18 protein-coding genes are annotated in these 22,830 nt (G+C 65.5%); 2 read left to right on the forward strand and 16 right to left on the reverse strand.

Features of this window, described 5'->3' with window-relative positions; genetic code table 11:
• Window positions 1-697: 697 nt before the first annotated feature.
• The 8 genes from ribD to pgk all read right to left on the reverse strand — a co-directional run bounded on the left by ribD (window position 698) and on the right by pgk (window position 10,585).
• Window positions 698-1,858, reverse strand: a complete 1,161-nt coding sequence (gene ribD / locus GF399_12780) for a bifunctional diaminohydroxyphosphoribosylaminopyrimidine deaminase/5-amino-6-(5-phosphoribosylamino)uracil reductase RibD (GenBank protein ID MBD3401189.1) — start codon at window positions 1,856-1,858, stop codon at window positions 698-700.
• Between the two features lie 129 nt (window positions 1,859-1,987).
• Window positions 1,988-3,160 carry a hypothetical protein gene (locus tag GF399_12785; GenBank protein ID MBD3401190.1) on the reverse strand — a complete coding sequence of 391 codons (1,173 nt, stop codon included), beginning with the start codon at window positions 3,158-3,160 and terminating at the stop codon, window positions 1,988-1,990.
• 15 nt (window positions 3,161-3,175) lie between these two features.
• Entirely contained in the window at window positions 3,176-4,489 is a 1,314-nt protein-coding gene (locus GF399_12790; GenBank protein ID MBD3401191.1) for a DNRLRE domain-containing protein, read from the reverse strand.
• Window positions 4,490-4,686: 197 nt separating this feature from the next.
• On the reverse strand, window positions 4,687-6,366 hold the full coding sequence (locus GF399_12795) for a tetratricopeptide repeat protein (GenBank protein ID MBD3401192.1): 1,680 nt from the start codon (window positions 6,364-6,366) through the stop codon (window positions 4,687-4,689).
• Window positions 6,363-7,043 carry an ATP-binding cassette domain-containing protein gene (locus tag GF399_12800; protein ID MBD3401193.1) on the reverse strand — a complete coding sequence of 227 codons (681 nt, stop codon included), beginning with the start codon at window positions 7,041-7,043 and terminating at the stop codon, window positions 6,363-6,365. Before GF399_12800 ends, GF399_12795 begins: the two co-directional genes overlap by 4 nt.
• A gap of 59 nt (window positions 7,044-7,102) precedes the next feature.
• Entirely contained in the window at window positions 7,103-8,359 is a 1,257-nt protein-coding gene (locus tag GF399_12805) for an efflux RND transporter periplasmic adaptor subunit (protein ID MBD3401194.1), read from the reverse strand.
• A gap of 22 nt (window positions 8,360-8,381) precedes the next feature.
• Window positions 8,382-9,215, reverse strand: a complete 834-nt coding sequence (locus GF399_12810) for a bifunctional methylenetetrahydrofolate dehydrogenase/methenyltetrahydrofolate cyclohydrolase (GenBank protein ID MBD3401195.1) — start codon at window positions 9,213-9,215, stop codon at window positions 8,382-8,384.
• A 170-nt stretch (window positions 9,216-9,385) separates the two neighbouring features.
• The gene (gene pgk, locus GF399_12815; protein MBD3401196.1) at window positions 9,386-10,585 is read right to left on the reverse strand and encodes a phosphoglycerate kinase; all 1,200 of its coding nucleotides are present in this window, start codon (window positions 10,583-10,585) and stop codon (window positions 9,386-9,388) included.
• An 88-nt stretch (window positions 10,586-10,673) separates the two neighbouring features.
• Here pgk and GF399_12820 point away from each other — a divergent pair, with 88 nt between their 5' ends.
• Window positions 10,674-11,273, forward strand: a complete 600-nt coding sequence (locus GF399_12820; protein ID MBD3401197.1) for an NUDIX domain-containing protein — start codon at window positions 10,674-10,676, stop codon at window positions 11,271-11,273.
• Window positions 11,274-12,429: 1,156 nt separating this feature from the next.
• Here GF399_12820 and GF399_12825 read toward each other — a convergent pair.
• The 4 genes from GF399_12825 to GF399_12840 form a co-directional block, all read right to left on the reverse strand.
• Window positions 12,430-13,770 (reverse strand): hypothetical protein, encoded by a 1,341-nt coding sequence (locus GF399_12825; protein MBD3401198.1) that lies wholly within the window; start codon window positions 13,768-13,770, stop codon window positions 12,430-12,432.
• A gap of 419 nt (window positions 13,771-14,189) precedes the next feature.
• A complete protein-coding gene (locus GF399_12830) occupies window positions 14,190-15,539 on the reverse strand; it encodes a hypothetical protein (protein MBD3401199.1) in 1,350 nt (449 codons plus the stop codon).
• A gap of 119 nt (window positions 15,540-15,658) precedes the next feature.
• On the reverse strand, window positions 15,659-17,446 hold the full coding sequence (ptsP, locus tag GF399_12835) for a phosphoenolpyruvate--protein phosphotransferase (GenBank protein MBD3401200.1): 1,788 nt from the start codon (window positions 17,444-17,446) through the stop codon (window positions 15,659-15,661).
• A 105-nt stretch (window positions 17,447-17,551) separates the two neighbouring features.
• Window positions 17,552-17,848 carry an HPr family phosphocarrier protein gene (locus tag GF399_12840; protein ID MBD3401201.1) on the reverse strand — a complete coding sequence of 99 codons (297 nt, stop codon included), beginning with the start codon at window positions 17,846-17,848 and terminating at the stop codon, window positions 17,552-17,554.
• A 526-nt stretch (window positions 17,849-18,374) separates the two neighbouring features.
• On the opposite strand from GF399_12840, the gene GF399_12845 reads away from it, so the two are divergent.
• On the forward strand, window positions 18,375-19,049 hold the full coding sequence (locus GF399_12845; protein ID MBD3401202.1) for a hypothetical protein: 675 nt from the start codon (window positions 18,375-18,377) through the stop codon (window positions 19,047-19,049).
• A gap of 285 nt (window positions 19,050-19,334) precedes the next feature.
• Here GF399_12845 and GF399_12850 read toward each other — a convergent pair whose 3' ends face one another.
• The 4 genes from GF399_12850 to GF399_12865 form a co-directional block, all read right to left on the reverse strand.
• Window positions 19,335-20,579 (reverse strand): DUF21 domain-containing protein, encoded by a 1,245-nt coding sequence (locus tag GF399_12850; protein ID MBD3401203.1) that lies wholly within the window; start codon window positions 20,577-20,579, stop codon window positions 19,335-19,337.
• A complete protein-coding gene (locus GF399_12855) occupies window positions 20,576-21,820 on the reverse strand; it encodes a DUF21 domain-containing protein (GenBank protein MBD3401204.1) in 1,245 nt (414 codons plus the stop codon). The genes GF399_12850 and GF399_12855 overlap by 4 nt, the downstream gene beginning before the upstream one ends.
• A gap of 136 nt (window positions 21,821-21,956) precedes the next feature.
• Complete coding sequence (locus GF399_12860) at window positions 21,957-22,274, reverse strand: hypothetical protein (GenBank protein ID MBD3401205.1); 318 nt, start codon at window positions 22,272-22,274, stop codon at window positions 21,957-21,959.
• A 204-nt stretch (window positions 22,275-22,478) separates the two neighbouring features.
• A complete protein-coding gene (locus tag GF399_12865; GenBank protein ID MBD3401206.1) occupies window positions 22,479-22,808 on the reverse strand; it encodes a hypothetical protein in 330 nt (109 codons plus the stop codon).
• Window positions 22,809-22,830 lie beyond the last annotated feature (22 nt).

A 22,830-nucleotide genomic window follows, 5' to 3' on the forward strand; every position in this document is an offset into this window, starting at 1 on the left:
CCGACCACGGCGGTTTCAAGCACAACTTCAGGCTGTTTATCAGGGAGATGGAGTTCAGATTCAACCATCGCGACGACGAAAACGCGCTAAACTACCTCAGGAGCATACTTCACGCTTGTTCATAATTAGGTGATAATCCCTAGTTTAATTGCATAGTGACGGGATCATCTGACGACGAGGGCTCTGCAAACACCACTAAGATATTCATAGACAAGGTGGATGGTGAGGAGGCCAGGTTGCGTAAAGGGTGCTAACGATCCGGGGCTGTTCGCTCCACCACCGGGCACGGTTAGTCCCATCAGGGCGGGTCTACTGCTGTTACCGTTCAACACCGACCATCACCGGGAAAGCACCGGCGAAACCGCTGCCGGTGAAGAACTCTCTACCTTGCAAGAGATTTGAAACAACGGTTTCCACTACCACGAATGGTCCGGTAGCGTGTGGGTTGCCATATGATACTGGACTTGCTTCACTTTTCTGCGGCCGTCGGCGGCGCAGTGGGGGTTTAGTTGCTCTCACAGCAGCGCGATCCTGCGGCAAAGAAAGTGGAATGGGGCGGAGGGAAGCTGCCGTAAAGTGCGCAGGCCGGCGGGGGTTTTCACGCTGTCGGGAGCGCCGGCGGATAACGTAAAGCCGCACTGATAATCAAACGAGGCCCGGGGGCCTCGTCTGGATGTCGGATTAGGCCGGACCGTCGTCAACGCTTGAGGTTCAGGGCGTCGATCGGAGCGCCGTTGTCCTCGACCCTGCCGCTGATCATCAGGTCACGGCCGCTCTGTTCGTAGGTCACGTCGGTCAGGTAGTGGGCCTCGGAGAGCTGGACGACGCCGCGGCCGCCGACGGGGCTGGGGGCCTCGGCACCGCCGATGATGACCGGGGCGACGAAGCAGACCACGCGGTCGACCAGACCGGCTTCGAAGAGACTGGCGGCCAATCCGCCGCCGCCCTCGATCAAGACGTTCATGATCTCCAGCTCGGCCAGGCGGTACATCAACCGGGTGACGTCGACCTTGACGGCGCTGCCGTCGATGATCTCGACCCGGGCGCCGGCGCTCTCCAGGGCCTTGACCCGGGAGGGACTGGCCTTGGAGGCCACGGCGACGATGGTGCGCGGATCCGTGGTGATCGTCCGGCAGCGGTTGGGCACCCGACCCTTGGAGTCGACGATGACCTTCTGGGGGTGACGGATGTCCGGGGTCTCGATGCGGACGTTGAGCTGCGGGTCGTCGGCCAGGACGGTGCCGATACCGACCATGATGGCGTCGGTCTGGTTGCGCAGCTCATGGACCCGGCGGCGGGATTCATCGCAGGTGATCCACTTGCTCTCCCCGGAGGCCGTGGCGATCTTGCCGTCCAGGCTCATGGCCATCTTGACGGTGACGTAGGGCAGCTCGTGGATGATGTACTTGAGGTAGGGGGCGTTGAGCTCGCGGGCCTCGGCCTCCAGGACGCCCTCGACGACCTCGATCCCGGCGTCGCGCAGGCGCTGGATCCCGCCGCAGTCGACCAGGGGGTTGGGGTCGGGATGGGCGATGACCACCCGGCGGATACCGGCGGGGATGATGCTGTCCACGCAGGCCGGGGTGCGGCCCTGATGGCAGCAGGGCTCGAGGTTGGTGTAGAGGGTGGCGCCGCGACAGAGCTCGCCGGCCTCCTCGAGGGCGATGATTTCGGCGTGGGGCCGTCCAGCCCTGGTGTGGCAGCCCTGGCCGACGATCCGGTCGTCATCGGTGACGACCAGGGCGCCGACGAGGGGGTTGGGCGAGGTGCGTCCCAAAGCCTGGCGCGCCAGCTCCAGCACCTGGCGCATGAACTGCTGATCCTTGAGCTGTTGTGATGGTGCTTTTTCCTGACTCATCTTTACCGACTGTGTTGTACAGACTGGTTCGGGGTGGAAAAGGGGACAGAGTATAGCTGTCCGCGGCGGGGGCGTCAAGGAAAAGGGGAGCGGCCGGCCGCTCCCCATGTTCGCTCAGTCGGGGAGACCTCACCAGCTGTCGGCGCCGTTGAGGGTGAAGATCACCCGGTAGAACTCCTCCTCGAGGTCGTTGGCTTCCAGGTCGCCGCGGCGGGAGTACTGGAAGCTGACATCGAGGGCCGATTCGTCTTCGTCGCCCATGAACATCCCCAGGCCGACGGTGGCGCCGTATTCGGTCAGCGCCTGGCCGCTGGGGGCGTCGTAGAGCTGTTCGTAGAAGCCGCCCAGCCGCAGGGGCAGGCGGGCGAGGAAGGGGGCGTTGATGCGCCGGACGGGGACGAATTCGGCGCCCAGGCCGATGTGGAAGGCATCTTCATAGCCCAGCTCCACTTCGCCGACCTTGAAGCCGCTCCACAGCTCGTAGCGGAAATCGGCGACGAGGCTCCAGTGATCGTCGGGCGTCCAGCCGAGGCCGGCGCCGAAATTGAGCGGATAGTTGAACTCGGTGTCGGTGGCCTCGACTTCGCCGAAGCTGCTCTCGGTGACGCGGGTGACGTCGCCGAGGAGGGGGAACTCGCAGTAGGCGGCGGTGTTGAGGTCGCCGAAGCGCAGGTTGACCCCGGCGGCGACGGCCAGGCCGCGGACCTCGCTGCGCAGCACGTCCGTGGTGCTGCCGTAGTCGCCGTAGTCTTCGTCGTCGTAATCGGCGGTCCAGGTCTCCTCGGGATCGCCGATCAGGCCGCTGACCCGCAGGCCCAGGCCCAGGTTATCGGCGGCGTGCCAGCCGAGGGCCAGGCTGGCGGCGTTGACGGAGCCGCTGCCCTCGACCGTTGTCCAGCCGACCTGCTGACCGCCGTCGGTCAGCGGGGTGGCGTACTCGAAGCGCCAGCTCTGGCGCTCGCGCCAGCCCAGGGCCGCGTTAAAGCTGTCGGAGAGGGCGAAGATGTACTGCAGGTTGGGTATCCCCGTGGTGGTGTAGTTGCTCTCCCCGGCCGAGACCCGGTAGGCGTTGAATTCACGCAGGGTGGTCATGGTGAAGGTGCTGTAGCCGTACCCGGCGAGATTGGCCGGGTTGAGCAAGCTGAGGTTGTAGTTGTCCCACAGGCCGAGGGCGGTATTGCCCAGGGCCCGGCCCCGGGCGTCGACGGGGGGTAGCGGTTCGCCGGGCCGTCCGAGGGCGAACAGCGAGTAGGCCAGGCAAAGTCCGGGCAGCAGCAGCAAGATGATCAGGATCCGGCGCATGGTCTCCTCGGGGTATTAGTCCAGCACGGTGTGCGTTCCAACGGGGGCGGTGCTCCAGTATCCCGGCGGCAGGGTGTACTTGATCACTAAGCGGGGGCGGCGGTTCTCGTAGGGCGTCTGCGAGGTGGCGACGCGGATGCTCTGGGCGTAGTCCAGGGTGTGACCCAGGCGCAGCACCAGGCCGTGTTGTTCGTAGTCGCCGGCCAGCCAGTCCTGGACGATCGGAGCGATCTGGAAGTCGTAGTAGCCGCCGGGCGCGCCGGTGATATCCCGGCCGTAGATCCCCTCGTCGTCGTCGGCCAGTTCGGCGGCCCGCAGCTGTTCCTGGGTGTAGCCCTCGTCGACATCCTCCAGCAGGTGCTGGAGGTAGAGGGTCTGTTCGTAGGCTCGGTCGGGGAAGGAGCTGTAGAGTTCGAGGCGGGCCAGGTTGATCGTCGCCTCGTCGGGCAGCTCCTGGAGAGCGAAATCAAAGACCAGCCGCCGGCTGGAACCGTAGGCGATCCCCAGTTCCAGTTCGGGATCGGCGCCGTAGCTGTAGCCGGAGCCGCCGTCGGCGGTGTTGCGGGCGATGTGGACGTCCTGCTCGGCCTGGATGCGCGCTTCGCGCTTCTCACCGTCCGAGCTCTCGTAGACGACCAGCAGGTAGGGGCGGTTGTCCGAGGCCTGGAGATCGTCGGAGTAGAACTCCTTGACGCAGCTCGCCCCGGCTTCGTCGGCGGCCTTGAGCAGCAGGCCGTGGTAGGCGTCGGGATCGGCGAGCCAATCCAGCACGAGCTGGGTGACCTCGAAGCGCCGGGTCTCGGCGTCGCCGGTTTCCAGCTCTTCGAGGACGAAGCTGGAGTAGGTCGGGCCGAAATCGCCGCCCTGGCTGTCCCAGCGGTGATCCGCGCTGCGATAGAGCCAGTCGGCCTCCTCATCCACCCAGTCGGCGCCGAGGGCGTGGACGTCGACGCGCAGCTCGCCGCGGTTGATCGGGCGCCAGTTGGCGACGCTGTAACCCCGGGTGTAGTAGTATTGAACGTAGGCCCGTTCCAGGTTGTCGGCATCGACCTCGCCGGGCAGGTCGTCCAGGTCGAACTCGATCAGACTGCGGACGATGGTGTCGTCGACGCGGCCGACGGCCAGTTTGATCGAGCCGTCGGTGTTGCTGTAGCCGTAATAGCCGGTGTCGACCCAGTCGACGTCGGGCTCGATGATCAGGGTATAGACCTCCTGCTCGCGATCGTCGAGTTCCGATCCCAGAGGATTCGAGGTCGTCGGCTCACAGGCGACGCCCGCCAGGAGGACCAGCAGGGCGATAATCAGCGATCGGGGCGGTGTTATGGTCATTGGCGGGTCACTCGCTTGGGGTCTTGAGCGGTCGCGGCTGTTGCCGGACCGTTCGGGTCGGTTTTGCCAACCGGCGGGTCGGCGGGGCTGGTCCAGTCGCCGCGGAGAGCGGGAACGGTTGTCTTTGCGGTTGCTCGGTCAGGTTTCCCGAGGCCGCGTTTGTCGTACCTTGTAGCGCTCCCAGTTCCCCGGGTTGGCTAGAGGGTCGTCAGGGTGTTGGACAGGCCGAGGGCTTCGTTGCGGTGTTCGTCGGCGAGTTCCAGGAAGCGTTCGGCCTCGGCGGTTTCGGTGCCGGCGGCGGCCCGTCGGCTGTAGAGCCGGGCCAGGGTGAAGTGGGTGCGTCCGGCCAGCGGGGTGGACAGGCCCAGGGAGAGGGCGCGCTGGTAGTGGTCGACGGCGGCGACCAGGTCGTCCCTGCTCTCGCTGAGGCGGCCGCTGAGCAGTTCGAGTTCGGGATCGTCGGGCTGTCGCTGCAGCAGGTTGTCGAGGAGTACCTGGGCGCGCTGGTGGTTGTGGGCGGAGATGTAGAAATCGAGCAGGCTTTTCTGGGCGCCGACATCGCCGGGGTCCTTGGCGACGGCGGTTTCGGCGTTGGCGATAGCGGCCTGCAGTTCCCCCCGGCGGGCGTGAAGCTGGGCCAGCCCCTGGTAGCCGCGGGGATCATCGGGGGCCTGGTTGGTCAACTCTTCGTAGACCCGCCGCGCCTGCTCGTCGTCCCCGAGGGACTGCTGGCACCGGGCCAGCTGATAGAGGGCCCGAGTGTCGCCGGGGCGGGCGGCGAGGATTTGCTCGAAGGAGTCGGCGGCGGCGGCGTAGTCACCGGCGGTCAGTTGGCGATGGCCGCGCCAGTGGAGGAGCTCCAGGGGGGCGTCCTCGTACCAGGAACCGCTCGGGGCATGTTGGGCGCTGAGTTCAAGCTGCTCGGCGGCGCCGTCGACATCGCCGACGCTGAAGAGGATGTCGGCGGCGTGGAAGTGGGCGCGCGAGGGCAGGGGATCGTCGTTGACGGCTCGGGTGATGATCGCCACGGCGAGTTCGGCGCCGGGCTCGAGGTCGGTGGTGGCCGTCAGCGGTTCGGTGTCTTCGTCGTAGAGCTCCTGGACGACGAAGCCGGTCGACGGTTCCAGGGTCAGGGCGATACGGGCGGCGGCGTAGTAGCAGCTGGGGGAGTCGTCGGCGGTTTTGAGGACGCGTTCCAGCTCTTCGTAGGCCAATTCGTTGTTGCCTTCCGCCAGTGAGAGCCAGGCGAGTCGGGGGTGAAGACGGTAGGCGTCGTGGGGACAGGCCTCAAGTCCGTTGGTCAGAATTCTACGGGCCTCGTCGAGTTCTTCGAGGCGGATATGGGCGTCGGCCAGGCGGATGTAGGCGGCGCTGAGGGTCGGATCGATGGAGACGGCCTTGGAGAACTCCTCGACGGCGTTGGCGAACTGGCCGGAGGCGTTGTAGATCACCCCGGTGCCGTAGGCGTTCCAGCCGCGGTCGAGGCCGTTGGCGGCGGCCTGTTCGAGCTGTTCCTGGGCGCGGTGGAAGTCCAGGTGGTGGGCGTAGTAGAGAGCCAGCTGGAAGCTATAGAAGGGGTCGCCGGGGTGGGCGTCCCGGGCGGCGATGAAACGGTCGCGGGCGGCGCGCAGCTGGTGGGTGCCGTCGAGGGCGTCCAGGCGGCCGACGGCGGCTTCCAGATTCGTCGGATCGCCCTCCAGGGCCCGCTCGTATTCCAGCAGGGCCTCTTCGAGGAAGCCCTCGTCGAGCAGGACGTTGGCCGTGCGCAGGTTGGCCGCCGGGTTGCGGCCGAAGTCCACCGACAACAGCACGATCACCGCGGCCACGGCCACGGCGATCAGGATGTAGGTCAGGTAGCGGCGTTTGCGCTCGGTCATGGTTGCAGGGTAGTTTCAGCGGCGATCTTCCGCCGGGTGCCGACCTCCTCGTCGCGGACTATCCGGCCGTCGAGGAGGTGGATGATCCGCTCGCCGGCATCGGCGACCGTTGGATCGTGGGTGACGACGATGATCGTTTGGCCGTCGTCGTGCAGTTGCTTGAAGAGCTGTAGAATCTCTACGCCGGTTTTGGAGTCCAGGTTTCCCGTCGGTTCGTCGGCCAGCAGGATCGAGGGCTCGGTGACCAGGGCGCGGGCGATGGCCACGCGTTGGCGCTGGCCGCCGGAGAGCTCGTTGGGCCGGTGGCCGATGCGGTCGCCCAGGTCGACCTTCTCCAGGGCGCGGCGGGCCCGGCGGCGGCGTTTGTCGCGCTCCAGACGCGAATAGATCAGCGGCAGCTCGACGTTGTCCAGGGCCGTAGAACGGGGCAGCAGGTTGAAAGTCTGGAAGACGAAGCCGATCCGGCGGTTGCGGATGGCCGCCAGCTCGTCGTCCTCCAGCTCGGAGACCAGCTCGCCCTCCAGGTGGTAGTCGCCCGCCGTCGGTGTGTCCAGGCAGCCGATCAGGTTCATCAGGGTGCTCTTGCCCGAGCCCGAGGGACCCATGATCGTCAGGTACTCGGCGCGCTCGATGTCGAGGTCGACGCCGTCGAGAGCCCGGACCTCGACCTCGCCCATGCGATAGATCTTGGTCAGCTCACGCAGCTTGATCAGCGGGCCGTGCTCGGCGCTCACGCTCAGTCCTCCCCGCCGGCGTCGTCGGCCTGCTGGCGCTCGATCTCGTCGCCGTGGGCCAGGGTGCGCAGCTCCTTGTAGGGGCCGCTGATTATGCTCTCGTTGTCTTCCAGCCCCGCCAGGACCTCGATGTGGGTCTGGTCGCTGATGCCCGTTTCGATGGGCCGGAAGGCGGCGCTGTCGTTGTCGTTGACGAAGACGCCCTCGATCTCGTCTTGTCCGGCGGGATCGAATTCCTCGCCCAGCCAGTCGGCGACGGTCTCGGCGTCGCGGATGACCACGGCGCTGATCGGGATGGTCAGGGCGTCCTCGACCGTCGCCGTGGTGATCTCGACGGTGGCGCTCATCCCCGGGTAGAGGTTGGGCGGCACCTCGTCCTCGATGACGACCTTGATCTCGAAGTTGACGACCTCTTCGCTGGTGCCGGCCAGGGTTGTGCTGGCCGAGTTGGCGATCTCGATGACCACGCCGGCGAAGACGCGGTCGTTGAAGGCGTCGACGTAGATCTCGGCCGGCTGGCCGACCTCGAGGTCGACGACGTCGGTCTCGTCGATGTCGGCCTCGACGAGCATGCCCTCCAGGCTGGCCACGGTGGCCAGGGGGGTGCCGCCGATGCTGGTGGTGCCGGGAACGGCCATTTCGCCCTCTTCGACGTTGAGGGCCACCACCACGCCGTCGATCGAGGAGATGTAGCGGGTTTTCTCGACGCCGTCGCGGGCGGCGCGCACCTGGGCCGAGGCGGAGTAGATCTGGCTGTTGGCGGCATCCAAGGCCGCCCGCTGGGTGCGCAGTTGCGTCTGGGCCAGGGTCCACTCCTGGGCGCTGATCAGGCCGTCCTCGTAGAGCTGGCGCTGGCGTTCATACTCCTCTTCGGCCTGTTCGAGGGCCGCCGCGGCCTGCTCCTTGGAGGCCACGGCGCCGGAGTAGGCGGCCCGGGCCTGGGAGAGCAGGCTCTCCGACTGGTCGGGGTCGATCTCGACGATCAGGTCTCCCTTGGAGACCCGCTGGCCCTCCTTGACCGGAATGCGCGTGATCTGCCCCGTGGTCAGGGCGGTCAGCTCGACCTCGATCGAGGGTCGGACGTGGCCTGGCCCGCTGACCACGCTGGAGAGCTTCCGGGGCTGGACCGTCTCGACGGTCACCCGGGGCTTTTCCTCGCCGGCGGCGAAGATGTTGATCAGCAGGATCGCCGCGCCGGCGGCGAGGATGATCAGGATGATGCGCCGGCGGCGCTTGCGTTTATCTTTCTTCTCTGCCAAGTCGGCCCTCGTTTAGGCTGGGTTACTGTTGGAGCTCCGCGGCCGCGACGGCGTTGGCCAGCATCAGTTCCGTGGTCAGCGGCCCCACGCCGCCGGGTACCGGGGTGAACCACCCGGCGGTCTCGGCTGCAGCGGGATGGACGTCGCCCAGCTCGTGACTGGCGTCGGCGTCCCAGTTGTAACCGGCGTCCAGCACCACGGCGCCGGGCTTGATGAACTCCGGGGTCACCAGGTGGGCCCGACCGACGGCCACGGCGAGGACGTCGGCCTCGGCGGCCCGGGCGGCCAGGTCGACGGTGCGGCTGTGGCAGACGGTGACGGTCAGATGCTCGGCCAGCAGGAGCTGGAACAGGGGCTTGCCCACCGTCGGGCTGCGGCCGATGATCACGGCCCGTTTGCTCTTCAACGGCACACCGCTGCGTTGGAGCAGCAGGTGCATCGCCCGGGCCGTGGCCGGAACGAAGCGTGGGCGTCCCAGGGCCAGCAGGCCCACATTGGCCGGCTGGACGCCGTCGACGTCCTTGAGCGGATCGATCAACTCGTCGACGGCGGCGGGGTCGAGCTGCCGGGGCAGGGGCCGCATCACCAGTACGCCGTGAGCGGCCTCCTCGACCTCGGCCAGCAGGGCGTTGAAGTCGTGCCGGGCGATGTCGTCGGGGTAGCGGTGGCGCTGGACCTCGAGGCCCAGCTTGTCGCCCCTGCGGCGCAGCACCTTGGCGTAGGCGGCCGAGGGTCGGTCGCCCTCGGCGACCAGGATTCCCAGGCGCGGGGGGATGCTCAGGGCTTCGACGCGGGCCGTAGTTTCTTTACGGATTTCCGTCGCGGCTAGTTTCCCGTCCAGCAGCTGCGCCGGCATCTTTCTCCTCTCCGTCGGTGGAGGTTTTCCAGTGAATGCAGTTTAGCGCCTGGCCCGATAAAGGTCAAGGCGTCGGGCCGTGGCGACCGGGTGGGCGGGGTGCTTGCGTTAGCGGCGGACCGCTCGGGTCCGCCGCGGAATGCTCAACGCCGTCGCGCGGCGCTCGAGGATCAAGCCTTGTCCGTCAGGGCGCGCAAGCCGGGCAGGACCTTGCCCTGGACGAACTCGAGGGCGGCGCCGCCGGCTGTGGAGACGAAGGAGTAGTTGTCATAGTTCAAGCCCGGGGTCTGGCGGATGGCGGCGGCGGAGTCCCCCCCGCCGATGACGGTCAGGGCGCCCTTGTCCTTGAGCTTGGCCACCTCGCGGGCGATGAAGCGGGTGCCGGCGGCGAAGCGCTCGTCCTCGAAGTAGCCCAGGGGGCCGTTCCAGAACAGGGTCTTGGCCCGGGCGATCTCGGCGGCGAAGAGGGGTTTGGTTTTTTCGCCGATGTCGACGGATTCCTTGTCGGCGGGGATGCGGTCGACGAGCTGAGCCTCGTACTCGGGGCCGATCTGGTCGACGACGTAGTTGTCGACGGCCAGGATGATCTTGTCCGGGTTATCCTCGAGCATGTCGTGGGCGATGTTGGTGTAGTCGGGTTCGTAGATGCTCCGGCCGATGGGTCGGCCGGCGGCGGCCATGAAGGTGTAGCTCAGTCCGCCGCCGATGAGCAGCTTGTCGACCTTGTCGAGGAAGGTTTCCAGGACGCCGAGTTTGGTGGAGACCTTGGCGCCGCCGAGGATACCGACGTAGGGCCGCTCCACGTCTCCCTTGAGCCGACCCATGTATTCGATTTCCTTCTTGACCTGGTAGCCGTAGGCGGCGGGCAGGTAGCGGGCCACGCCGACGACGCTGGCATGGACGCGGTGGCAGACCGGGAAGGCGTCGTTGATGAACAGGTCGGCCAGCGAGGCCAGCCGCATGGCGAAGTGGGGGTCGTTGGCCTTCTCGCGCTTGTCGTAACGCAGGTTCTCCAGCAGCATGACCTGCCCGGCCTCGAGGTTGTCGGCCAGGGCGAAGGCCTCGTCATTGATGATGTAGTCGGGGTCCTCGGCGGGCATGATCACCGGTCGGCCGAGGAGCTCCCCGAGCCTGGCGGCCACGGGTCGCAGGCTCAGCGACGGGACGTGCTCGGCCGCGGGGCGGCCGCGGTGGGAACAGAGGATCAGCGCCGCGCCCTGCTCGAGACAGTACTCGAGGGTCGGCAGGGCGGCCTCGATGCGGGTATCGTCGGTCACGTTGCCCGCGGCGTCGCCGGGGACGTTGAGGTCCAGACGGATCAGCACCCGCTTGTTCTGTAATTCCAACTCCTCGAGGAACAGTTTATCCACAGTAGCCTCCCACCGACGTTGGTTTGTTGTCTAGGGTGATTGTAACCCAAGGGACGGGCAAGGCGCCAGGTCTGCCCGATGTGATACCATGGTGCTGACCTTAAGCAGAGGATGGGCCTTGAAGGATGATCCACGGATCGAAGCCGAGGTGCTGGAGCGGGAGCCCGTCTTCAGCGGCAGGTACCTGAAACTGGCTCGCTGGCGCCTGCGCCTGCCCGACGGCCGACAAACCCACCATGAGATCGTCGAAGCCCCCGACGCCGTGGCCGTGCTGCCCCTGGGGGAGGATGGGATCGTCCACGCCCTGGAGCACCACCGTCCCGCCGTTGAGCGGACGCTGGTCGAGCTGCCGGCCGGTCTCGTCGATCCCGGTGAGGAGCCCGCCGCCAGCGCCCGGCGCGAGTTGCTCGAGGAGCTGGGTTGCACCTGCGGGCGGCTGGAGTTCCTGCTCGAGTACGCCCACGCCGTCGGCTACTCCAGCGGCCTGACCCGGCTGTACCTGGCCCGGGGGTTGAGCTGGCCGCCGGATCCGCCCCTGGACGCCGACGAGTTCGTCCGACCCGTCGAGTTTCCCCTCGAGACGCTGTTGGAGGGGATCATCGCCGGACGGTTCATCGATACCAAGCTGATCATCGGCGCCTTGTACCTGGCGCGGCGCTACGGCCTGCCGCCGCGCTTTGACGCCTAAGCCGCCCGGCCAAGCTCCGGCGGTGTGACGGTTGTTGCGGGCCGCGGCCGCCGGGAGGCGAGCGCGAAGCGACAGGGCGCGGCACAACCCCGCCGCGCGCCGTTCCCGGGGGTGTTGCTCGGCTGGCGTAAAACACCTTGCCGGTCCCGCTCGCTGAGGGTGAGCAGTTCAGGCCGTTCGTGAAGACGACTGGTGGAGAACCTGGCGAGGAGCGGTTGTAGCGGCTGGCTTGGCCGGCTGGCTTGGCCTGTTGGTGGAAGAGCGATCCCCACCGGCTGTCATGCCGGGGCCTAGCCACAGGATGCCCCAGAGGTGGACGACAGCCCCGAGGGTGGCTCAAACAGCCGCGAGCCGCCGGTGCCGGCATCGCTGAGTTGCAGCGCCTCGGGTACCGCCAAAGCTTTGACGAGATTCGAACCTGTCCCGCCCGTTACCAGCGGTCTGCATCATTGTCGGTCATCGATACAAAGGGGGTGCATTACCTTAGGGATTATCAGCGACATCTAACCAAGCGCGACGTATACACCCGAGGTGCTTTAGCGCGTTTTCGGCGTCTCGATGGTTGAAGCTGAACGACCTTTCACGGATACAGAGTCCGAAGCTCTGCTCGGCTGTTTGCCGTCGCCGGCCATCGATTGGGGTCTTGTCGTCATTGAGGCGCCTATGGTGAAAGCCGATGATTTGCAGTTTCTTATAGACCCGCCGGCCGTCGGCGTAGCGGTGTAGCTGGTCGGGTCGAGCGCGGCCCGGCGAGCGGCGGCGCGGACGGTCGGGACGCCGAGGCGGAACAGACGGGCTGTCTCGCCGCATTTTTCCGGCGGCGCGTTACGACGTTCCCGGGGACGCTGCTTGAACAGCTTGCCGCGACCCTCGCTTTTTTGACGTCCCTCGGCGCGGCGGTAGTTGCATCTGGGACACTTGACGTGCCGCTCCCGCGACCCGCTCTTCCCCGCCACATTGCCCCCTTCGATCGGTGGCGGGACAGCAAACTCGTTCACGCCGCTGGAAGAACCCAACTGCAACAGCTGATGTTCAACTCGTGTGATGCTCCCTTGCCTTAAGTGCTCTATTGAGATTGACTTCGCGGTTGGTTCGACGACGGGGAGGACCAGCAGGTCCTCCCCGTTCACGTATCGTGGATCGGCGACGCGCCGAACTAGAAGGTGAAGCCGACGGCGGCGGCGCTGGAGAAGTAGGTATCCAGCTCGCCGGAGAAGTCGACCACGCCGAGGCCGACGGTGAAGTCGAAGCGGACGCCCAGGAGCTTGATGCCGCCGCCCAGGGTGTAGAGGGGTGTTTGCAGTTCATCGGCCAGGTTGTAGAGCAGGCCGGCGCCGGCCCAGGCGACTTCGCCGAAGCGCATCCGTACGCCGGCGGCCAGGTCTTGCTGGGGACTGAAGGCGCCCTCGATTTCCTGCAGATCGACGTCGGTGCTGACGGTCAGCATATCGGGGATGATGTCGACGGCCAGGCCGAGGCGCCAGGTGGGTTGAAGGCGCAGCGGGGCGTTGGCGACGGCCTCGTCCCACTCGATCGTCGAGGGGATGACGTCGCGGCCCAGGATGCCGAAGCGGCAGTAGCGGCTGAGCTGGGCGTGGACACCGAGGTCGGCGCTGAAGGAGTTGCCCAGCACGGGGCGGACCGACAGCAGGCGTTCGGTTATCCACAGGGGGCCCGTGGTGGCCATGCCGGCGTCGTGGCTGTCGAAGGTTTCCCGGTAGGCCTGATGCAGTTGGTATTTTAGGTTGACCCCGGCGGAGACGGCCCAGTCGCCCGCCCGATTGCGGTAGACGTAATCGGCGTAGGTGAGGACGAACTCCTGGCGGGCGTCGTTGGCCAGCCGGGTCAGGGTGCGGTTGTCGTCCAGGCCGACGCCGTTGCCCGTCGTGTCGCCGATGAAGCCGGTGGGGTCGGGGTAGGTGGGCCAGAGAGTGGTCAACTGCTCGGCGTCGAGGAGCTCCTGTTGATAGAACAGGGCCACCAGGTAGGGATCGTCGAGAAGGTAACCGGGGATCAGGCGGCCGGTGTCGGGGTCGGTCTCGAAGGTTACCTGGCCGTCGCCCGTGGAGAGCCAGCTGACGGCCAGGGGGCCGAGCATCACCCCGGCGCCGTAGCTGAGGTAGCCGGAGACACCGGCCTCGCCGTCGCTGTAGCGGACGAGGTAGTCATGGGCGTCCTCGACGGCCTCGACGAGGGGCAGGAGGTCTTCCTCGTCGTAGAACTCGCTGGGGATGCTGTCGTAGATGTCCTGGCGGTTGGCGAGGAAGCCGTCGACGGCCTCGGTCAGGCGGTCGTCGGAGACCAGGCCGAATTGCGGCACGCAGGCGAAGTAGTCCTCGGCGGCGGCCATGGCGCCGGGATTGTAGTAGACGCTGGCTTCGTCCTCGCACACCGCCACGTAGGCGCCGCCCAGGGCCATGGCCCGGGGGCCGAAGAAGGACAGGGCCAGCGCCGGCGTCGCGGCCAGCAGCACCATCATCGACAAGCGTTTGCGCATTGGTAACCTCCCCCGCCGGCGGGTCGTTGACGTTTTCGATTCATATCATAATCCGGCCGACGGGCGTTGTAAAGGGTCGGGTGGGGCAGGCCGGTCGTCCACGTGGCTGAAATGCCCGAGCGGCGGCGCGACCTGTTGAAAAACAACCGCCGTCGCTCCGGGAGATACGGGGGGACGGCGCCGGAACCGGCACGGTTTTTGCATCTCGGCGACCGTTAGCGCGATCTTAACGTTTCGCCTCCGCAAAAACCGTGCCGGTTCCGGCGCGACCGGGTCGGCTTGTGCTGGAGGTGCCGCGGCGCTGTTTTTCAAAGGTCGCGCCGTGGCCGGTTGCGTTCTTGCTCAAGCGGGGTTCAACGGCGTTGATATTGAAGAACCGGTCCCCGGGGGGACCGGTTCGTCATCGTGTTCGGCGGGCTCTAGAGGGCGAAGCCCAGAGCGACGGAGCCGCCGAGGTGGGAGTTGTGGTCGCCCGAGGAGAAGGTGTTGGTCATTACGCCGAGGTCGAAGTGGAAGATCTCGCCGATGTGGATGCCGAAGCCGAAGCAGCCGAGGAAGTTGGCGTCGGCCTGCTCTTCGATGAGGGAGTTGTAGTTGGTGTTGATACCGGCGCGCAGGTCGAAGATATCGGCTAAGGACCACTCGACGCCGAAGGACAGGTCCCGGACCTTGTCGACGGGGATCTGGATGGTCTCGCCGGTCAGGGGGTCGTAGGTGCGGATGGTGTACTCGACTTCGAGGGCGTCGATATCCAGGGCCAGGTTAAGGCCTTCGATGGGTTCGAAGGCCACGCCGATACGGACCTGGGGATCGAGGGGTGTGCTGGGGTCGCCGTTGTCCCACTCGATTTCGAGGGGGATGATGTTACGGCCCATGATGCCGAAGTGGAAGAAGTCGCCGACGAAACCCTGGACACCGAGGTCCATCGAGAAGCTGGTGCCGGTGGATGAGGGGCCGACGTTGAGGATGTTCTCGAAGAGCCAGTTTGGTCCCGTGGTCAGGGCGTCTTCGAGCTGGAAGGGGATCTGGTGGTTGTAGCGCTGGGCGTAGATGAACTTGGCGCTGGCGCCGATGGCGATGTAGTTGTCGCGTTTGAGGTCGAAGCTGTGGGCGTAGGTGGCGGCGAAGTCGTGCTGGGCGAAGCCGGTGGAGTTGATGACGGACATGTTGTCATCTTCGAGGCCGATGCCGTCGCCCTCGATGGTGCGCCAGCCCTGGGCGGCCAGGGTGTTGAACTCGGCGGTCGTAAGCAGTCCGCCGCCGTAGAGGGCGACGATCTCTTCGAAGGAGTCGAGGTAGGTGGTCGAGATCAGGCGGGCGGTGTAGGTGTCGACCCAGGGTCCGATCTCGAGCTTGGTCATGTCTACCCAACTGACGGCGACGGGGCCGATCTGGGTGGCGAAGCCGGCGTGCATGTTACCGATGACGCCGACGCCGGGTTCGTTGAAATCCTCGAGGGCTCCCTGGAAGTCGATGATGAAGTTCTGGATCTGGGCCGGATCCATCGGCAGCTCGTCGGCGCTCTCGTAATAGTCGCGGAAATTGTTCATTTGCTCGGTGATACCGTCTTTGACGCCGAAGCCCCAGGTGGGATCGGCACCGAAGATCAGGTCGCGGCGCCCGAAGGCCGCCGGGTTCCAGTAGGCGGCGGTGCCGTCGTCGACCAGGGCGACCATGGCGCCGCCGAGGCCCATCGAACGCGGACCGTAGATCTCGGTGGCGCCGACGACGGCGCAGAGGATGAGTATCGCCGTAACGATTCGCTTCATGGTTGCTCCTTTGGCGGGCGGGACGTTGGTTCGGTCTTGTTTGGACCTGAGATCCAGTTCACCTACCCAGCATAGCTGAAAAGATGCTCGGTTAGCAAGCTGCGGCGGTAGCAGGGGGATCAGTCTTCGGTTTGCGGCAGGAGGGTACCGTTATCCGTCTGGTCGGACTGGAGATCGACGTAGCGATGGACGTCCTCGGGCAGAGCCCGGCGCAGGCGCTCGATGATCTCCTCGGGGTTGCGCAGTTTGATCAGCTCTTCGGCCAGTTGGGAGGCGTGGCGGAATTCGGTGGCCCGGATGGTGGCCTTGACCACGGGGGCGTTGACGGGGCTGACGGAGAGCTCATCGATGCCCAGACCGACCAGGAAGGGAACGGCGATGGGGTTGGCGGCCATCTCACCGCAGATACCGACCCAGATGCCGGCGTTGTGTCCGGCGTTGACGATGGTCTTGAGCAGGCGCAGCACGGCGGGATGGAAGGGCTGGTAGAGGTGGGCCAGGGAAGGGTTGGAGCGGTCGACGGCCAGGGTGTACTGGATCAGGTCGTTGGTGCCGATGGAGAAGAAATCGACCTCGGGGGCGAACTGATCGGCCAGGATGGCCGCCGAGGGCACCTCGACCATGATACCGACCTCGATGTCGGGATCGTAGGGCCGTTGCTCTTCGTCGAGCTGCTCCATGCACTGGGCCAGGATGGTCTTGGTCTGGCGCAGCTCATCGAGGGAGCTGATCATGGGGAACATCAGGTGGACGTTGCCCGTGGCCGAGGCGCGCAGGATGGCGCGCAACTGGGTGCGCAGGGTGTCCGGGCGGGTCAGGGAGAAGCGCACCGCCCGACAGCCCAGGTAGGGGTTGATCTCGACGGGGACGTCGGGGTGGGAGAGGAACTTGTCGCCGCCGATGTCCACGGTGCGGATGACCACGGGCTTGGGGGCCAGTTGGCGGGCCACCACGGTGTAGGCCTCGAACTGCTCTTCCTCGCTGGGCAGATCGTCGCGGTTGAGGTAGAGGAACTCGGTGCGGTAGAGGCCGACGCCGTCGGCGCCGTGGGTCTGGACGGCGTCGACCTCGCTGAGCAGCTCGATGTTGGCCGCCAGCTCGATCTGAAAGCCGTCTTTGGTTTCGGCGGGCTCGTCGCGCAGCTTGCGCAGGGATTTGAGCTTGGCCGTCTCTGCGGCCTGGACGTGACGGTACTTCTCCAGCAGCTCTTGGGAGGGGTTGAGGACGGCGATGCCTTTGCGGCCGTCGAGGATCAGCATGTCGCCCTCTTCGGCCCGGCGGTAGAGGTTGCCCAGGCCGACGACGGCGGGGACCTCGAGGGCCCGGCTGATGATCGCGGTGTGACTGGTCGTGCCGCCGACGTCGATGGCCAGGCCCAGCACCCGCTTGGGATCGATCTGGGCCGCCGTCGAGGGCGGCAGGTCGTGGGCTACGATGACCACCTGGCGGTTCAGGCGGGTGACGGCGGATTCGCGCTTGCCCAGGAGGATGCGGATCAGCCGGTCGCCGAGGTCGCGGACGTCGGCCACCCGCTCGCGCAGGTAGTCGTTCTCGAAGTTGGTGAAGGTCTCGACGAAGTGGTCGACGACGACGCTGATGGCGTATTCGGCGGTGCAGTTGAGCGTGTTGATCTTCTCGACGACGCCGTCGATCAGGCTGGCGTCCTCGAACATCATCAACTGGCTTTCGAGGATCTCCAGTTCCGTTTGGCGACCGCCGGCGCGCAGCTGCTCAATCAGCCGCCGAACCTGGGCCTTGGCCGTCTCCAGAGCCTCGTGGAAGCGGGCTTCCTCGGTGGCGGTGTCCGCTATGTTGTCCCGGCCCACGCCCAGGTGTTCCAATCGGGGCTTAAAAACCGGTCCGATGGCCACGCCCGAGGAAACCGGGATGCCGCGGTAGAAGTTCATCGTTGCCGCCGTTGGTTCGATTGCCGTCGTCCTGACGGCTGTCGTTGACGAAGTGTTAAAAAAACCGCGGACGAGCCGCGGGTTGCGCTGGGTTGGTCCGGCCCGCTAGGCTTGATTCTTGGAGGCGCTCTTTTCCAGAAAATGCTTCTCGGCCAGCAGTTGCAGGCTGCGCAGGGCCCGCTCGGCGTCCCGTCCCTCGGCGCGGACCATCAACGCCGTTCCCGGACCGGCGCCCAGAGCCATGACGCCCATCACGCTCTTGGCGTTGACTTCGCCAGATTTGCCGTCGTTGCGAGAAACGTAGATGTCGGCTTCGAATTTCTGGGCCACCCGAACGAACAGGGCGGCGGGACGGGCGTGGAGCCCCAGTTTGTTGTTGACGATGATCTCGAGCTGGGGCATTTGGCTAGACCGCTCCGCGAATGATGGTCGTGGTTGACGCTTCGGTCGTTGTCGTGCTCCGTCCGGCGGAGGGCGAATTTGCCCGAATCCACCGTCCACCGTATCGCCAGCCGCCGCATTATAACACCCCGGTCGAGAGTCGGTCAATTACTCCCGTGGCTCCCCTCCGCGGCCGCCCGAAAAGCCTTGACCCCTACGATGTTTTTGACTATATTGGATCGTGAGTGAGGAGTAAAGTCTGTAATTGAAATTGAAATTGAAATTGAAAATGATATTGTAATTGCAATACTCATTGGAGTTGAAAGTTGAACAGTATTCGTTTGTTTCGGTTCGTTTGTTTCGGTTCGTTTAACCTGTTGATTGAACTGTCTTTATAATCGGCTGCCGCAGGCGGCGTCGTCTCCGGCATCGATCGCCCGCGGCTGGATCAGCCAAAACTGGAAGCCTCAATCTGCCTCGCGACCGCTGTTTACCGCCGATTATCATCGACTACTATACTACTATCGACTATCGCTGATGAGCGCCGATGCCAAAGCCTAATCCAGCTCCCCGGTCCCGTCCGGCCGTTTTGCTCGGCCTGATCCTGTTGCTGTGTTGTGCCGGCGCAGCCGGAGCCCTGGACGACATCGCCGACTATGTCGTCGTCTCCGAGATCCTGCTGGCGCCCTACGAGGGGCAGGCCCCCTTCATCGAACTTTACAACCCCACCGACGACGATGTCGACCTCGACGGTTACTTCATCAAATCCTCGAACGGCGGCCCCGTGCTCTATCTCGAGGACGATATCCCGGCCTACGGCTTCTATCTCATCGCCCTGGCCGACGCCGACTGGCCCACCAACTGGACCGTCCCCGACCTGGTGTTTCCCGAGCTGGAGATCGACACCCTCAGCGGCGGGATTATCCTCTACGACACCGGCGAACTCGTCGACACCGTCGGCTGGGGCGCGCCGATCACCGATTACTACGAGGGTACACCCTGCAACACACCCAATACCGGCAGCTCTCTCGAACGTAAAAGCGGCAGCTACCACGACGAGGAGCGCGGCAACGGCCTCGATACCCAGAACAACCTCTTCGACTTCCACCTCCGCGGTGAACCCGAGCCCCAAAACAGCGACAGCCCCATCGAACAGCCGCCCTCTTCGGCCGACAACCAGTCCTGGAGCTACATCAAGAGCCTCTTCGGCGAAGAGGAGTAGACTCCGACCCAGCCGAACGCCTTGCGACCAAGGGCCCAAGGGCCTCTTTTTTTCACCCCGGATTGCTCCGATGCCCGCCCCCGCCGCCGCAGACCTTTACCGGACCGCTCCTCGACAACCCCCGCCGCCGGAACCGGCACGGTTTTTGCATCTCGGCAACCGTTACGAACGAGGATAACGGTCCGCCTCCGCAAAAACCGTGCCGGTTCCGGCGGCGGACCGTAGTGTACAACGCGGCGGGGTTGTCAAGGGTCTGCGGCGGCGGGGGCGGACAAGGGCTTTACGTCAGTCTTCCTCGAGTCGGCTGAGGGAGACGCTGAGGATTCGTCGAGGATCGGCCTCGACGACGCGCAGGCGCCAGCCCTCGACGGTCAATTCGGCTCCTCGTTCGGGGATCCGCTCCAGCCGGTCGATGATCAGCCCGGCCAGGGTGGCGTAGTCGCCGCTCGGCAGGCTGACCTCGTAGCGTTCGGTGAGTTCGACGAGGGTCGTTTCGGCGGGTAGGACGATCTCCTGGGTGGCCTCGAGGGGTGCGCCGCCGTTCTCGTCGTCGCCGGGGATGACATCGAGGATGGCACCCAGCAGGTGATCGAGGGTGACGACGCCCAGGGTGGAGCCGAACTCGTCGACGACGACGGCCAGGTTGGCGCCGGCGTGCTGCAGCTCGTCGAGCATCCCCTCGAGGGATTTGCTCTCGGGAACGAAGAGGGGTCGGCGAGCCAGTTCGCCCAGGCGGCTTCCCAGGGGGGCGCGGAGCAGTTCGCCGACGGGCAGGACGCCGACGATGCGATCGACGCGTTCCTCGTAGACGATCAGGAAGGGTGTTTCCCCGGCGCTGGCCTCGGCGTAGGCCTGGTCGACTCCCGCTGAGGCTGGGATGGCCCGTAACTCGCGCAGGGGGGTCATCACCTCGCGGACCTCGCGTTCGGAAAAGTGGAAAGCTGCGCCGGCCATCCGCGCCGTCGGGGTTTCGATGGCGCTGCGGCGTTCTCCCTGGCGCAGCAGGACGCGCAATTCCTCCCGGGAGATACGCCAGGCCGAGCGGGGGTCGAGTTTCTTGATCCGGAAGAGCAGGCGGGAGAGACCGCCGGCGACCAGGGAAATTGGGATGAACAGCCATTTGAAGATGCGTAGCAGGGGGATAATCGTCTTGGTCAAGCGGTTGGCGTAGGTCCGGGCCACGGCCTTGGGCAGCAGCTCGCCGAAGACGAACAGCAGTGGGGTCAGACCCAGGCTGGCGATGACGGTGGTCGCGTTGATCAACTGGTCGGGCAGGTACTGCACCAATAGCGCCGTAGCCACCGTTGAGGCGCCGACGTTGCAGATGTTGTTACCGACAAGGATGGTGGTGATCAGTAATTGGGGATCGCGCAGCTCCTTGAGGGCTCGGCGGGCCCGCCGGTCGCCCTTTTCGGCGTCGACGAGGAAGGTGAGCCGGTTGGCGCTGATGATGGCCGTCTCCATCCCCGAGAAGAAGGAGGAGCCGGCGAGGGCCAATACCAGCAAGACCAGACCCAGGGTCAGGCTCATCCGCTCCCACCTCCCTCCTCTTGACGCTGGGCGACGATCCTGTCGATGTGGGTCGGTTCGGCCTCGGTGATGTAGTAGGTGAAGCCGTCGGTGCAGATCCGCTCACCGGCCGCGGGAATCCGTCCGAGCAGGCCGGTCAGGTGACCGCCCAGGGAGCTGTAGTAATCATCGGTCACCTCGATACCGGTGATGCGGCTGAAGTCGTCCAGACCCAGGGATCCCCGGCAGATCCAGCGACCGGGTTCGGCTTGGCGGATCCTGCTCTCCCGGGCCGGTGTCGATTCGTAGAGCTCGTCGTAGACGTCCTGCAGGGTTACCAGGCCGACGAGAACGCCGTATTCGTCGTTGACCAGACAGAGGTGGCTGCCGCTGCGACGTAAATGTCGCAGCAGGGTCAGGGCGGAGGCCTGTTCGGGAATGAAGGTGATCGGCCGCAGCAGGGGACGCAGGTCATCCGGAGGTCCCGATAGGACGGCGTGACCCACGTCCTGTGCACGCACTACGCCGATCCAGTTGTCCGGTTCTGCCTCCCAGACCGGCAGCCGGGCGAACTGTTTGCGGCGGAAGACGTCGAGGGCCGCTGCGGGCTTGTTCTCCACGTCGATGGAGACGATCTCGGTAACCGGTGTCAGAATCTGGCGCACCTGCTTGTGCTCCAGGGTGAAGATTTGTCCCAGGAGCATGCTCTCGAACTCATCGACTTCACCGTGCTGCCGGGCCAGCTCGAGGGCCGTGCGCAGCTCGGCCAGGGTCAGCTCCTCATCGTCGGTGGTTCGGGCGACCAGGCGCCGGGTGAAGCCTTCGGTCATGCGGGTCAGCGGTCGTCGAATCGGGGTGAAGAGCCAGCGGAAGAAGCCCAGCAGGCGGGAGCCGAGGCTGGCGAAATCGACGGGGTGGTAGGAGGCCAGGCTCTTGGGGGTCACCTCGCCCAGGATCAGCAGGACGAAGGTCATTCCCAGCGTGGCGTATTCCAGCCCACCGGTTTCGAACAACCGCAGGGTAAGCATGGTCGCCAGTGAGGCGGCGGCGACGTTGACCAGAATGTTGCCCAGCAGCAGGGTGGCCAGCAGGTCGGCGGGGCGGCGGATCAGCTTGGCCACCCGGCGGCGGGCTGCCTTGTCGCTCTGGGCCAGGGTCTCGATTCGGCTCTCGGCCAGGGAGAAGTAGGCCGTCTCCGAGCCGGAAAAGAAGGCGGAGAAGGTCAGTAGTAAGGCCAGAAGGCTGAGTTCGATGATCAACACGGGTCGATCCGCGTCCGCTCTGCCGTTGTAGTTGGTTGATTGGACCGGTGCTGCCGGTGTTCGACTATGCGTGGTCCGTCGTCGATACGACGGGCGGGCCGGTTGTTAGGCCGACCCGAACCGTCGGCTGGATTTCTCAGGCGGAATTGGCGGCGATCCAGGCGTCGCGCTGGTCCGGGTCGCCCCAGACGGCGGACCCCATCCGCCGCTCGAGGGCCAGCCCTTCCTCGCTCAGCTCCCTGGGCGTGGGCAGGCCCGGATGGGCGGCGATGAAGCCGCCCAGCTCGCTATTGATGCCGGCGGTCTGGGGCAGGTAGTCCAGGGAAAACCACACCCGCTTGAGCAGCCGGCGGCCGACGTGGAGTCCGCGCGCCAGTTCCCTGATGCTGAAGCCCCGGGCCAGCAGGGCCGCGAGGTACAACCGGCATTGCCGGCTGGAGTCCATCGAGGTCATCGTCGTATTTCCAGACGTTGGCGTCGTTTTACCGGCGCGTAGGGTATGGCTGCGACCGTCAACCTCGTTATCTTACACCGGTTCCGCAAGACTGACAAGGGCGGTGGTGTCCGGTATCTGCGTGCGTGACAAGGAAACGGCGATCGTTAGCGAATAACGAACGCCGTTCCCTAAGGGTGCAACTACCCGGTCAGCCCGGTGTGTTTAGGAATGCTCCTTGATCCACTGCTCCCGGTTGCGGAAGGTCAGCCAGGTGTCCTCGGGCATCTCTTCGGCGATCCGTTTACCCTCTTCGAGGAGTTCGACATAGCGGGGCAGATCGTCGTTGCGCTCGGCCAGGGTGTTGAACTCCAGATTGAGTTCGTGGGCCGTGGGGTTGTAGGTGTTGGTTTGCCAGATTGTGCGGATCTTCGACAGCTTGAGATCGGACAACTTGGCGATCTTCCGGATAGTGTAACCGCGCCTGAGCAGGGCGGCGATGAAGTAGCGGCAGTTCTCCGAACTAGTGGACTTGTCCTCCCGGATCTCGGCCACGGTGGTCCTCCTTATATCGACT

It is taken from the genome of Candidatus Coatesbacteria bacterium (genome assembly GCA_014728225.1).
Classification (GTDB): Bacteria; RBG-13-66-14; RBG-13-66-14; order RBG-13-66-14; family RBG-13-66-14; genus WJLX01.